The organism is Rudaea sp. (assembly GCF_036560865.1).
GTDB lineage: Bacteria > Pseudomonadota > Gammaproteobacteria > Xanthomonadales > Rhodanobacteraceae > Rudaea.
On sequence record NZ_DATBQK010000154.1, the window covers coordinates 15,281 to 27,992 of the forward strand.

Sequence of the window (12,712 nt, forward strand, 5' to 3'; positions counted from 1 at the left end):
GTCAACACCGGGTCATTCGCCCGCCGACACCTCGACGATCCTGACCTGGCCGTCGTGGGTGAGCACCTTGATCCGGTAAATGGTTCTCTTGCCCACCTGCTTGGTCTCCGCGGTCAGCACCTTGCCGCCGGTCTCGTGCTGGACCCGGGCGATCGCTTCCTCCTTGGTCAACGGCACGGCAAACGCATGATACGGCGTCAGCGCACAGGCGAACGCAAGGCAGAGTATGGCAAGGCGGTGGGTCATGGTGTCGAGTTTAACGAATCCGGCGCGGCCGAGGCGGCCGCTAGAGCTGTCCACTATGAGGGCGGCGATTGAATTGGGGCTGAATTCCCCTCAAAAAATCTCGCCGACACAGCAGCGCAGGCTGCCGCCGGCTTTCTCGATTTCGTCGAGCGCGACGCTGCGCAGCTCGAAGCCCCAGTCGGCCAGTTGCGCGCGCTGCTCCGCATCGAGCGCGGCGGCGGCACGCGCGCTCATCCAGACCTTGTCCGCATCGAGCGCGATCGCATTGCCGGCGAATGCGGCCTTCTGCGCGCGCGTCAGGCGCAACGCGCGCGGCGCGTAGACCTGCGCGATCGCGTCCGCCGCGGCCAGATCGGCGAAGCCGTCGGGCGCGAGGATCACGGCGCGCGAGGCGAGTTGGGCAAGCACGACATTGGTGTGGTATTCGCCCGTCGCGAGCGCGAAGCAGAACGTGAGCTTGAGACCGAACGCGGCGTGCATCGCGCGCGCGCCGGCCAGATCGCAGCGCTCGGACAGTCCGCAGAAACCGATACCTCGCGCACGATCGATGACGAGCGCGCCGGTCAATTCGGCGACCAGCGGCTGCGCCGACAGATCCACCAACGCGTAGTTCAGAAGGTCGCGAAAGAAGCGTGGGATGTCCGCGCGCTCGGCCTCGCGCCGGCGCACGGCGTGACGCATCGCGCCGACGATCAGCTTGCCCGGTGCGGTCGCAAACACATTGTTCGGAAACACCGCGTCGGGTGTCGCCGGATCGCCCGGGAACACGATCGTCGGCACGCTTTCGCGCAAGGCATTGGCGAGAGCGGCGTGCTCGCCCAGCGCACGCGCCGCGTCGGTCGTGCTCGACATCGCCATGTAGCGATTGTCGGTGGCCGATTCCGCGGCGAGCGAAAAGCCGGTCGGCGAAACGAGAAATGCCGCGCGCGCCGTCGCCAGCGCGGTCGGCGGGTAGCGCTCGGGCGAATACGCGGCGAGAAATTCGGCAGGCGTGGTGACGATCATTCAGGCGGCCTGTGCAAGTTCGCGTACGCGAGTCATGGCTTGTTCTATCACACGGAAGTCCGCGTCTGGCCGGTGCATGTTTTCGCTCAGGTAACGGCGGAATGCGCGTGCACCCGGCAGGCCAAGATACAGGCCGAGCACATGGCGGCCGACATGCTGCAGGGCTTCGCCGCGTGCGAGTTGCGCCTCGATGTACGGTTGCATGCGCGCCAGGATCTCGTCGCGCTCTGGCAGCGGCGTGCCGAACAGCACGTGTTCGGACTGCGCGAGCACATACGGATCGTGATAGGCCGCGCGGCCGAGCATCACGCCGTCCACTTTTCCACAAAGAGACTGTGCCGCGTCAGGCGTGGTGATGCCGCCGTTGATCACGATCGTGAGCTGTGGAAATTCCTGTTTGAGGCGGAACACGCGCTCGTAATTGAGCGGCGGAATCTCGCGATTCTCCTTCGGCGACAGGCCGTGCAGCCAGGCCTTGCGCGCGTGCACGATCAGGGTCCGCAGGCCGGCGCCGACCAGGGTCTCGACGAAGCGGTGCAGATCCGCGTAGTCGTCCTGGTCGTCCACGCCGATGCGGCACTTCACCGTCACCGGTACGCACACCGCCGCGCGCATCGCCGCGACGCAATCGGCTACCAACGCCGGCTCGCGCATCAGGCAGGCGCCAAAGCGCCCGGACTGCACGCGATCCGACGGGCAGCCGACATTGAGATTGATTTCGTCGTAACCCCAGTCCACGCCGATGCGTGCCGCCGTCGCAAGCTCCGCCGGCTCGTGCCCGCCGAGCTGCAACCCGAGCGGATGTTCGCTCGCATCGAAATCCAGATGCCGCACGCGATCGCCGTGCAACAACGCACCCGTGGTCACCATCTCGGTATACAAACGCGCATGCGGACTCAACAGACGATGGAAAAACCGGCAGTGCCGGTCGGTCCAGTCCATCATCGGCGCGACGCACAATAGATGCGCATTCATTGGGTATGAAGCAACATTCAAGGCGTTGCCGATATCGGGTTGCAAGCGAGGAGAAGGCGTGCTCATTGGCGAAAAGTTTAGGCTGTCCGTCTGTGCCCAGTCTATCCGCATCGCGCCTGAACCCTGCATCGGCGTGGACCAAGGCGCCTGCCACCGGATTTCGTTCACGGAATTGCTACACTAGGCAGGCCGCATGTCTCGATTGCCGCGCAAGCCAGCAGAGGCTTCAGTTGCATGAATCGCGTCCGACCCGCCAGCAGACTTACCCGGTGCTCGTGCTCCAAAATTTTTTTTGAGCAACGGAGAATATGACGACGCTGCCGGCGACCGTGGGTTCGATCCAGTCCTTCGACGAGGACGCCTGGGACGATCTGCTCAACTACATCGAGGAACGCCGGGTCATCCCGATCATCGGGCCCGATCTGCTGCGCGTGCAGACCGATCGCGGCCTGCGTCCGCTGTACGAATGGCTGGCCGAGAAACTGGCCGCACGCTTGTCGGTGGACACGGTCGGGCTGCCGCAGCCGCTCACGCTCAACGACGTCATGTGCTGTTTTCTCGGCCAGCATGGACGCCGCGAGGAAGCGTATACGCGCCTGCGCTCGATCATGCGCGAGGTGACCTTCGAGCCACCGCTCGCGCTGCGCCAATTGGCGCAGATCACCGACTTCGATCTGTTCGTGACGACGACGTTCGATCCGCTGCTCGAGCAGGCGGTCAATCTCGAACGCCATGGCGGCCAATCGGCGGCCGATGTCATCAGCTACTCGCCCAATCGGGTTGCCGACCTGCCGGTCGAGCGCAGCCAGTTGCAGCGGACGGTGATTTATCACCTGTTGGGCCGGCTCTCCGCTTCGCCGACCTACGTGGTCTCCGATGAGGACATGCTGGAGTTCATCTGCGCGTTGCAGTCCGAGCATCTGACGCCGGAAAAGCTTTTTCACGAACTCGAACACAATCACCTGCTGCTGATCGGCAGCGATTTTTCCAACTGGCTCGCGCGGTTGTTTCTGCGCATGGCCAAACGCAAGCGCTTGTCGGATCCGCGCGATGTCAGCGAAGTTTTCGCCGACGACCACACCCTGCAGGACGGGCGGCTCGTGGCGTTCCTGCAGCAGGTGAGCGTGCGTACGCGGGTCTACGGCGGCGCCGAGGCATTCGTCGCCGAACTGCATGCGCGCTGGACCCGGCGTCAGCGTCCGCCGGCGGCATCGAGCGGAAGTTCACCGCAGCGCTTCCTGCCTCCGTCGCGCGAGATGCCGGAGAACGCGATCTTCATCAGCTACGCGCGCGAGGACCTGCCCGCCGTGCAGCAGCTCAAGGCTGCGCTCGATGCCGCCGGGTTCACCACCTGGTTCGATCTGGACCGGCTCGAAGGCGGCGACGATTACGACCGCAAGATCCACAACAACATCGCGCGCTGCAGTTTCTTCGTGCCGGTCATTTCGGCGACCACCCAGCGCCGCCACGAGGCGTACTTCCGTCGCGAGTGGAGCTACGCAGTCGATCGCAGTCGCAACATCGCCGACGGCGCAGTGTTCGTCCTGCCGGTATGCATCGACGGTACGCCGGAATCCGAAGCGGTGGTGCCGGAGAGTTTCAAGGCTTTGCATATCCTGCGCATGCCGGGCGGCGAACCGCCGCCGGAGTTTCTGCGCCGGCTCGCCGACCTGTTCAGCGCGAGGCACGCATGAGCGTGGCAGCAGGCGGCAGCCGCGACGCGGTGACGATCGACCCGGAAAATCCGTGGCTGGGGCTGTTTTCGTATTCCGAGGAAACGCGTGCCTATTTCCACGGCCGCGACGAGGAGACGGCCGAACTCGCGCGCCGCGTGCAGCGCAAACCCCTGACCGTGCTGTTCGGCCAGTCCGGGCTCGGCAAGACCTCGCTGTTGCGCGCCGGCATCGTGCCGCGTCTGCGTGCCGAAGGGTTTTGCCCGGTTTACGTGCGCCTGGACTATGCGCCCGAATCGCCGCCGCCGTCCGAGCAGATCAAGCAGGCGATCTTCAGGGCCACGTCCGGCGCGGGTTACTGGACGCAGGCCGGTACGGCGGTCGAAGGCGAATCGCTGTGGGAGTTCCTGCACCATCGCGGCGACCTGTTGCGCGATGCCGACGGACGCACCCTGCTGCCGTTGCTGATCTTCGACCAGTTCGAAGAGATTTTCACGCTCGCGCAGGCCGACGACATCGGCCGCCGGCGCGCCAAGGAGTTTCTCGAAGATCTCGCCGATCTGGTCGAGAACCGGCCGCCAACGGCGCTGGAGACGCGACTCGATCAGGACGAGGCCACCGCCGAGATTTTCGATTTCGCGCGCGCCGATTACCGCGTGCTGATCTCGCTGCGCGAGGACTATCTTGCGCATCTGGAGAGCGTGAAGGGCAACATGCCGTCGATCACGCAGAACCGCATGCGGTTGGCGCGCATGAACGGCAAGCAGGCGCTAAGCGCCGTGCTTGAGCCTGGCGGCCGCCTGGTATCGCAGGAAGTGGCCGAGTCGATCGTGCGCTTCGTCGCCGGCGGCTCGGAACTGGTCAACGCGGAGATCGAGCCTTCGCTGCTCAGCCTGGTCTGCCGCGAGCTAAACAGCGTGCGTCTCGCGCGCGGACGCAGCGAGATTTCCGCCGATCTGCTCGCCGGCTCGCGCGACACGATCCTGAGCGAATTCTACGAACGCACGCTTGCCGACCAGCCGGCCGGCGTGCGCCGCGTGATCGAAAACGAATTGCTGACCGAGTCGGGTTACCGCGAGAGTCTGGCCGAGGAACGCGTGAGCAAGGACCTGGCCGCGGCGGGAGCGGCGCCGGACGCGCTGGCGACCCTGGTCGACCGGCGATTGCTGCGCATCGAGGAGCGCCTCGACATGCGCCGCGTGGAACTGACCCACGACGTGTTGTGCAGCGTCGTGCTGTCCAGCCGCAACCTGCGCCACGAGCGCGAAGCGCGCGACGAGGCGCAGCGTCAGCTCGCCGCGCAGCAGGAACGCGAAGCGGCCACGCATCGCGCTCTGCTGCGCGCGCGCATGATCGCGGGTATCTGTGCGGTGCTGATGATCGTCGCGGTCGCCAGCGCGGTGTTCGGCTGGGTCAACCTGCGCCGCGCGCGCGTGGCGGAGGCCGAAGCGCAGACTTCACGCAGCAATGCCGAGAAGCTCGTCAGCTTCTTGATCGAGGATTTCTACTCCGAACTCCAACCGACCGGCCGGCTCGACACCTTGGGCAAACTCGCGCACATGACGGTGGGTTACTACGACGGATTGCCCAAGGAGTTGGTCACACCGCAAACGAAGATCAACCGCGCCATGGCCTTGGCGCGCGAAGGCGCCGCCCAGCTGGCAAGCGGCAATGTGGAAGCGGCCCACAAGAGTTTTGGTGAGGCTCAGGCCGTGTTCGAAAAACGGCGCGCTGCGGGCGACGACAGCGAGGCCGTCATCTATGGTCTGGGCCTGACCTTGGAAAGCCAAGGCAGCAGCGTAGCCGGCGGTGGCGGTGGGCACGGCAATGCCGAGCAGTTGATACAGGCCGCCGATCTGTTGCGACCGCTGGCATACGCGCCGGACGGTTCACGCCGCGTCAGGCAACTGTATGCGGACACCTTGAATTATCTTTGCCTGACCCAGGAAAAGGCAACGGCCGTCACGACCTGCAATGAAGGACGCAAGGTCCTGGTGGGTTTGGGCGCGCTGGATTTGTCGAACCTCGAGGCCGCTTCCTCGTATGCCGACACGGCCGACACCGAGGCGCGCGCGCTGCTGGCGCTCGGCCGCGTCGATGAGGCCAAGAAGCTCGAGCAGGAAGTTTACGAGCTGGCCGAGAAGGTGCTGGCGCAACGTCCCGGCGACCAGCACTCGCTCTCTGTCCGCGCCTTTGCGGCGCAGTTGCTCGGATCGCTCGCCAACCGCCAGCACGATGACGCTGCCGCCGCCGACTACGCCAACCGGGCGGCACAGGCGGGAGAAGACGAAGTGCGCTTCAATCCCTCCGACCTGACCTCTTGGTGGCAGTGGACGCTGGGTTTGAGACAGGTCGCCGATCTTGAGTTCGAGCGCGGCGAGGTGGCGCACGCGATCGCGACGATGCGGTCGCTGGTGGCCCTGGAGCAGGACAAGCGGCTTCCTTCCAGCCTCGGTCCGCGGGCGTGGTATCAATGGATCCAGCTCGCATACCTGCAAGCGCTGGTCGGCGATTCGGCCGCGGCTGCGCAAGCGTTGAAGGCTTTCGCGCGCGACACCGGCGAGGTCGTTGCACAACTTCCGCCCGATGATCCAAAGCGTCAGCTGTTGGCTACACCGGAGCTCGCAATCGGTGCCGGCGTGCAACTGATCGAAGGCGCGTCGCAGGCCGCGTTGACCAATACCATTGCGATGGTCGATCGCATCGGATCGATCCAGGTGCCGGCAGGCGACCTGGGTTCCACAACGATGAAGAACAGAATCTTGGCTACCAATCTTGGCGTCGCGGCGCAAGCGGCGATTCGGCTCGGTCGCTATGCGCAAGCTGAAGCCCTGGCCCGCCGCTGGCTGGCTGTCCCTGCAGATCCGCAATCGGAGGCTGATCCAAAGAACCGGGCGTCTCGCGCCAGTGCGGTTCTCACCCACGCGATCGCGATGCAGGGCCGCACCGATGACGCGCGGAAGACCCTGCAACCTGCACTCGATTACTACAAAGAAGAGCAACAAGCGGGTGCGCACGGCACCACGTTTCGTCGCGAGTACGCGTATGCGCTTTATGTCAGCGCGATCGTGCGCCCCGCGGATGCCGACGGTCGTACGCAGCGCAACGCGGACCTGGTCGAGGCCGCCAAACTGATCGACGGTGCATCGGCGGAAGCCAAACAACTTGCAGACATGCGCGAGGTGGCCGGCTTGATCGCGGCCGCGCGCGCAGCGCCGCACGACTGAGGCGACGCGCGGCTGCGAACTCGCCGGAAAAGAATCCTAATCCGACGCTCAGCGTGGGATAGCGCAATAGACGGCAAGCTCGTGCAGATCATCCGTCGCGTTCGACGCGGCGGCATGCGCGCGCAGAAAGTCGTCGACCTCGGTCTTGGTCGGAATGCTCGATTGCGCGCCGAGCCGCGTGCAGGCGATCGCGGCGGCGGCGCTCGCGCTCTGCATGGCTTGCGGCAACGCGTCTGCGCGGCTCAGCGCAGCCGTGAAGGCGCCGCAGAAGGTATCGCCGGCCGCAGTCGTGTCGAGAGCTTTGACACGATAGGCGGTCTGCAGATGAAATTCGCCACCACCGTCAGCACGCAGGCTGCGCGCGCAGCAGCCGCGTGCGCCGAGCGTGACGATCACGCAGGGCACCTTGAGATGCGTCAGTGCTTCGGCGATGCGGTCCTGCACTCCCGTGATCGCCGCAAGCTCGCCTTCGTTGATGATCAGCACGTCGAGCGCATCGAGCAACGCGGCCGTAAGCGCACGCGCCGGCGCGGCGTTGAGAATTACCTTGGTGCCTTGCGCACGCGCTTTCTGCGCAAACGCAACGACGGTGTCGATCGGTGTTTCCAGTTGCAGCAGCAGATAGCCGATGGCGTCGAGATCGGGCAGGTCCTCGCCGCGCAGCGCATTGTTTGCGCCGGGCGCGACCGTGATCGCGTTTTCCGCATCGTCGGCCAGGCAGACAAATGCGGTGCCGGTGGCGACATCGCGCGCGCGCACGATATGCATCGCGACACCCGCCGCGCACAGCGATGCTTCCAGCGGCGTGGCGTGGGGATCGTCGCCGAGCGCGAGCAGCATCTGCGTCGGTGCGTCGCCTGCGCGCGCGCAGGCAACGGCCTGGTTGGCGCCCTTGCCGCCGGGAAACGTGCTGAACTCGCGCCCGAGCACGGTTTCGCCCGGCGCCGGCACATGCGCGGCGCGCACGACGAAATCCAGATTCGCCGAGCCGGCGACGAGAATGGTGTTGCGCGTGGAAGCGGTCATGGCTGGAGTATCTGTGCCGAGGTTGGAGTCGTCGGCTCGATTTTAGGCGGACCTGCGCACGAATGCGTCATATTTTCTGCAACGCGCATGCACATAGCCTTGACACTTTCGACTGCGCGTTGCAGCGTGCCGCTCCCACCTGCTATCAGGCACGCACGCATGTCATCCCTGCGCTATCTGCAAGTCGATGTATTCGCCGAACGCGCGGGCGGCGGCAATCCGCTCGGTGTCGTGTTCGGCGCGGACGCTTGGAGCGATCAGGACATGCAGCGTTTCGCCGCGTGGACGAATCTGGTCGAGACAACCTTCGTGCTGGCGCCTGCAGAACAAGCGGCGAGCTATCGCCTGCGCATTTTTACTCCGGCCAAGGAAATTCCGTTCGCCGGGCATCCGACCATCGGCAGCGCGCACGCGGCGCTCGAAATCGGCCACGTTGCGCCGCGCGACGGATTGCTGATCCAGGAATGCGCCGCAGGCTTGCTGCCGATTCGCGTCGAAGGCGAGGCCGCGGCACGCCAGCTCTACGTGCAGGCGCCGGCGGCACGCATTCTGCGCGAAGGCGCGGACGATCCGTTATTGCGCACGGTGATCGGCGATGCGCCGCTCGGCGTTTTGCCACCGGCCTTTGTCGAAGGCGGCCGGCGCTGGTGGCTTGCGGAATTCGCGAGCGAAAGCGCGCTGCGCGCGTGGCGGCCGGATCACGCCGCGATTGCCGCACTCGCGCGCGCGGGCGACAGCCTCGGCCTGTGCTGTTTTGCGCGCGCCCACGCACACGAAGAAAAGTCGAGTGCACGTAGCGCCGCGCGCGACTGTCAATTGGTCGTGCGCGCATTTCCGGCCGGCGTCGGCATCGTCGAGGATCCGGCCTCGGGTGCGGCGAACGGTCTGATCGCCGCCTATATCGCACAGCGCGAACCGCAGGGCGCATTGGCGCGGGGCTATCGCGTAAGTCAGGGTCGCGAAATGGGCCATGACGCGACCATCGATATCCGCATCGAGGCCGACGGCGCGGTGTGGGTCGGCGGGCGCAGCCACACGATCATCGATGGCCGCGTGCTGCAGCGAATCGCTGTGGGCTAGCGCACTTTGCGCGACGGCAGCGCTTGGCGCGTGCGGGGTAGAAGCCGAGCACGGCGAGTGCGAACCGGCGAGCTTGGCAAGACTGGCGCATCGATCAGGGCTGATCTGGCGTGTCTTGAAATTAATTATACGTTTAATTATAATTCGTGCATGAGTTCGAAGCGCCAGCCGCGATCGCGTTCGCCATCCAAGGTTGCGCCCGCGCGCAAACCGCCGCGCCGACCCGGCCGGCCGCAGGCCGCGGGCGGGGTCGACCTGCGCGGCCGTCTGCTCGACAGCGCGATCGAGCTGTACGCCGAGCGCGGCATCGCGGCGACGCCGTTGCGCGCGATCGCGCAACGCGCGGGCGTCACGCCGGCGTTGTTGCACTACTACTTCGCCAGCCGCAGCTCACTGGTCGAAACGATTCTGGCCGAACGCGTGGCGCCGTTCGTCGCGGTTTCGGTGGCGCCGCTGCTGGCGCCGTTGCCGAGCCCGCGCGCGACCTTGCGCAAGTTCCTCGAAACACATATGCGCAATCTGGCCGCAAATCCGTGGATGCCGCGCCTGATGGTGCGCGAGGTGCTGAGCGAAGGCGGTTCGCTGCGTGAGAACATGCAGGCGCAGTTCGCCGCGGTGATCTCGCCGAAAACCTTGATGCTGATCGCCGCAGCGCAGCGCTGCGGCGAAATCCGTTCCGATCTCAACCCGCTGCTGACTGGCATTTCGTTGATCAGCCTCGCGGTATTTCCGTTCGCCGCTGCTCCGGTCTGGCGCGAAGTCGCGCTGTCCACGTTCAACGGCTTGCCCGAGCCGGTCATGAAGGCGATCCGTGCGCGGCAGGCGCAGATGAAGTCGATGCACGCCGGCGCGCCGGGTTGGGATGTGCTGATCGAGCACACGCTGACCTTGTTCGATGGCATGTTGGAGAAACCGCATGCGAAAACCAAAACGTAGTGTACTTTTATCTTTGTGTGCACTCGCCGCACTGGCTGGGTGCGCGCGCGACAGCGGACCCGCGCCGCTGCTCGGCACGCTGGAATGGGATCGCATTGCGGTGCCGGCTGAGGTGTCCGAGCCGATCGTGCAGATCCTGGTCAAGGAAGGCGATCACGTCGCCGCCGACCAGTTGCTGCTCACGCTCGATCCGCGCCGCACGCAGGCGCAAGTCGATGCGGCGCAGGCCGATGTGCTGCGCCTGAGCGCCGCGCTCGACGAATTGCGTCACGGCGCGCGCATCGAAACGATTGACGCCTCGCGCGCCGCGCTTGTGCGTACGCAAGCAACTGCGCTCAATGCCAGACTCGCGCGCGACCGTGCGGCGGAAATCCGCAGGAAAGGACTCAACAGCCAGTCCGACCTCGACAACGCCGACGCCGTTCTGCGTCAGGCCAACGCTGACGCGAAAGCGGCGCAGGCGAATCTTGACGAATTGCTGCATGGAACACGGCCGGAAGATCTGGCCCAAGGCGAAGCCTCGCTCGCGCAGGCGCAGGCGACGCTCGCCCAGTTGCAGGTCACGCTGCAGCGGCTGAGCGTGCGCGCGCCGCGCGCGGGACGCGTGGATACCTTGCCATTCAAACTCGGCGACCGGCCCGCAGCGGGTGCAAGCGTGGTCAGCTTGCTGGTCGGCGACGCGCCGTATGCACGCGTGTTCGTACCCGAACCCGTGCGCGCGAGCTTGCAGCAGGGTGCACGTTTCAACGTGCGCGTCGATGGCGTGGCGCAGGCGTTCAGCGCGACCGCGGTGCGCATCGCCAGCGAGGCAACGTTCACCCCGTACTACGCCTTGAGCGGCGACGATGCGAGCCGGCTGGCGTGGCGCGCGGAACTCGAGCTCGATGCGCCGGCAGCGCGCGATCTGCCAGCGGGAATTCCGTGTCAGGCGACGCTGCTGGTGGGCAAGTCCGTTGCCGATAAATAAGATGTCGTCGCTGACTTCCCCCCATCCCAACCTTCCCCCGCAAGCGGGGGAAGGGGCCAGAAGCAATGCGATCGTCGCGCGTGGTCTGACCAAGCGCTTTGGCAATCTGGTCGCGGTCGATCATGTCGATCTGACCGTGGCGCGCGCACAGGTGTACGGTTTTCTCGGACCCAACGGTTCCGGCAAATCGACTACGATCCGCATGCTCTGCGGCCTGCTGCTGCCGAGCAGTGGCGATATCAGCGTGCTCGACTACAAGATTCCGCAACAGGCCGAGGCCTTGAAACGGCGTATCGGCTACATGACGCAGAAGTTCTCGCTCTACGACGATCTGACCGTGTTCGAGAATCTCGACTTCGTTGCCGCCGTGCACGAACTCACCCGCGCGCGTGCGAAAACGCGCATCGCCGAGCTGCTTGATCGCTACTGGCTCAACGAACAGCGCGATCAGCTGGCAGGCACGATGTCGGGCGGACAAAAACAGCGCCTCGCCCTCGCTGCCGCGGTGTTGAACGAACCTGAGCTGCTGCTGCTCGACGAGCCGACTTCGGCGGTCGATCCGCAATCGCGGCGCGAGTTCTGGGATTCGCTGTTTGCGCTTGCTGATGTCGGTACGACGATCCTGGTTTCCACGCATTACATGGACGAGGCCGAGCGCTGTCATCGGCTGGCGATACTCGATCACGGCAAACTGGTCGCCGACGGTAGCCCGCGCGAACTGTGCGACGCGCTGCCGGGTCAGGTCCTGTTCGCCGAATGCGACAACCCGCGCCGTGTGCAGACCACGTTGCAGGGTCTGCCAGGAATCATGGCGATGGCGCAGATCGGCGCGCAATTGCGCGTGCTCGCGCAGGCGGGCGCGGAACAGCGCGAACAGATAGACCGTAGATTGCAGCAGGCGGGAGTCGTCGCGCAGCTGCAGCCGGTGGCGGCGAACCTTGAAGACGTGTTCGTTGCGGCGACGCAGAAATGGAAATGAAAAAGCCGATTGGCCGCAAAGAGCGCAAAAAACGCAAAGAAAACTCTCAGTGCGCTTTCGCTCCTTTTGCGTCCTTTGCGCTCTTTGCGGCCAACAGCCTTTTTCCGCTTTTGCCTGACGGGCCATAGACGATGAATCTGCGCCGCCTGCTCTCGATCGTGATCAAGGAGCTGCGCCAGCTGCGCCGCGACCGGCTCACGTTCGCGATGATCGTCGGTATTCCGACCATGCAGCTGCTGCTGTTCGGCTATGCGATCAATATGGACATCCGCCATCTGCAGGCCGCGGTGCTCGATCAGGCGCAGACCGCGCATGCGCGCGAAGTCGTCGCCGCACTCGGCCAGACCGAGGTGATGGACTTCCGTTATTTCGTGAAGACGCCGCAGGAACTCGACACGCTGCTGCGCGCGGGCAAGATCAGCGCGGCGTTGGTGATTCCGGCCGATTTCGAGCGTCGCCTGATCGAGCAGACCAGCGACGCACGGCCATGGCCGCGGCCGCCATTGCAGATCGTCGTCGACGGTTCCGATCAGGTCGTGCAACAGGCCGCGGCGCAGCTGGCCCTGCTGCCGTTGCAGGCCTTGATCAATCCGGGCCA

The 12,712-nt window shown here is 65.3% G+C and carries 11 protein-coding genes; 7 read left to right on the forward strand and 4 right to left on the reverse strand.

Annotated features, from left to right (window positions below):
• Positions 1-12: 12 nt before the first annotated feature.
• The 3 genes from VIE67_RS14470 to dusA form a co-directional block, all read right to left on the reverse strand.
• Positions 13-246: a PepSY domain-containing protein gene (locus tag VIE67_RS14470; RefSeq protein WP_332027157.1), complete on the reverse strand. Its 234-nt coding sequence runs from the start codon at positions 244-246 to the stop codon at positions 13-15.
• A 90-nt stretch (positions 247-336) separates the two neighbouring features.
• Positions 337-1,251: an arginine deiminase-related protein gene (locus VIE67_RS14475; RefSeq protein ID WP_332027158.1), complete on the reverse strand. Its 915-nt coding sequence runs from the start codon at positions 1,249-1,251 to the stop codon at positions 337-339.
• Positions 1,252-2,226: a tRNA dihydrouridine(20/20a) synthase DusA gene (gene dusA, locus VIE67_RS14480; RefSeq protein ID WP_332027159.1), complete on the reverse strand. Its 975-nt coding sequence runs from the start codon at positions 2,224-2,226 to the stop codon at positions 1,252-1,254.
• A 308-nt stretch (positions 2,227-2,534) separates the two neighbouring features.
• Here dusA and VIE67_RS14485 point away from each other — a divergent pair, with 308 nt between their 5' ends.
• Together VIE67_RS14485 and VIE67_RS14490 are read left to right on the forward strand one after the other, a co-directional pair.
• Positions 2,535-3,920, forward strand: a complete 1,386-nt coding sequence (locus VIE67_RS14485) for a toll/interleukin-1 receptor domain-containing protein (protein WP_332027160.1) — start codon at positions 2,535-2,537, stop codon at positions 3,918-3,920.
• Positions 3,917-7,126 (forward strand): nSTAND1 domain-containing NTPase, encoded by a 3,210-nt coding sequence (locus tag VIE67_RS14490; protein ID WP_332027161.1) that lies wholly within the window; start codon positions 3,917-3,919, stop codon positions 7,124-7,126. Before VIE67_RS14485 ends, VIE67_RS14490 begins: the two co-directional genes overlap by 4 nt.
• A gap of 48 nt (positions 7,127-7,174) precedes the next feature.
• Here the strand turns inward: VIE67_RS14490 and VIE67_RS14495 are convergent, their stop codons facing one another.
• Positions 7,175-8,152: a ribokinase gene (locus VIE67_RS14495; protein ID WP_332027162.1), complete on the reverse strand. Its 978-nt coding sequence runs from the start codon at positions 8,150-8,152 to the stop codon at positions 7,175-7,177.
• Positions 8,153-8,311: 159 nt separating this feature from the next.
• Here VIE67_RS14495 and VIE67_RS14500 point away from each other — a divergent pair, with 159 nt between their 5' ends.
• The 5 genes from VIE67_RS14500 to VIE67_RS14520 all read left to right on the forward strand — a co-directional run.
• The gene (locus VIE67_RS14500) at positions 8,312-9,232 is read left to right on the forward strand and encodes a PhzF family protein (RefSeq protein ID WP_332027163.1); all 921 of its coding nucleotides are present in this window, start codon (positions 8,312-8,314) and stop codon (positions 9,230-9,232) included.
• Positions 9,233-9,382: 150 nt separating this feature from the next.
• Complete coding sequence (locus tag VIE67_RS14505) at positions 9,383-10,168, forward strand: TetR/AcrR family transcriptional regulator (RefSeq protein ID WP_332027164.1); 786 nt, start codon at positions 9,383-9,385, stop codon at positions 10,166-10,168.
• A complete protein-coding gene (locus VIE67_RS14510; RefSeq protein ID WP_332027165.1) occupies positions 10,149-11,135 on the forward strand; it encodes an HlyD family secretion protein in 987 nt (328 codons plus the stop codon). Before VIE67_RS14505 ends, VIE67_RS14510 begins: the two co-directional genes overlap by 20 nt.
• Before the next feature lie 70 nt (positions 11,136-11,205).
• Positions 11,206-12,114: an ABC transporter ATP-binding protein gene (locus VIE67_RS14515; RefSeq protein ID WP_332027167.1), complete on the forward strand. Its 909-nt coding sequence runs from the start codon at positions 11,206-11,208 to the stop codon at positions 12,112-12,114.
• A 131-nt stretch (positions 12,115-12,245) separates the two neighbouring features.
• Positions 12,246-12,712 (forward strand): ABC transporter permease (locus tag VIE67_RS14520; protein ID WP_332027166.1); only part of this gene is annotated, 467 nt, incomplete at its 3' end.

What these genes read in the sequence shown, in the direction of transcription:
- VIE67_RS14490 (WP_332027161.1), top strand. Translation starts at nt 3,917, where the DNA reads ATGAGCGTGGCAGCAGGCGGCAGCCGCGACGCGGTGACGATCGACCCG.
- VIE67_RS14475 (WP_332027158.1), bottom strand. Translation starts at nt 1,251, where the DNA reads ATGATCGTCACCACGCCTGCCGAATTTCTCGCCGCGTATTCGCCCGAG.
- VIE67_RS14485 (WP_332027160.1), top strand. Translation starts at nt 2,535, where the DNA reads ATGACGACGCTGCCGGCGACCGTGGGTTCGATCCAGTCCTTCGACGAG.
- VIE67_RS14500 (WP_332027163.1), top strand. Translation starts at nt 8,312, where the DNA reads ATGTCATCCCTGCGCTATCTGCAAGTCGATGTATTCGCCGAACGCGCG.
- VIE67_RS14505 (WP_332027164.1), top strand. Translation starts at nt 9,383, where the DNA reads ATGAGTTCGAAGCGCCAGCCGCGATCGCGTTCGCCATCCAAGGTTGCG.
- VIE67_RS14510 (WP_332027165.1), top strand. Translation starts at nt 10,149, where the DNA reads ATGCGAAAACCAAAACGTAGTGTACTTTTATCTTTGTGTGCACTCGCC.
- VIE67_RS14495 (WP_332027162.1), bottom strand. Translation starts at nt 8,152, where the DNA reads ATGACCGCTTCCACGCGCAACACCATTCTCGTCGCCGGCTCGGCGAAT.
- dusA (WP_332027159.1), bottom strand. Translation starts at nt 2,226, where the DNA reads ATGAATGCGCATCTATTGTGCGTCGCGCCGATGATGGACTGGACCGAC.
- VIE67_RS14470 (WP_332027157.1), bottom strand. Translation starts at nt 246, where the DNA reads ATGACCCACCGCCTTGCCATACTCTGCCTTGCGTTCGCCTGTGCGCTG.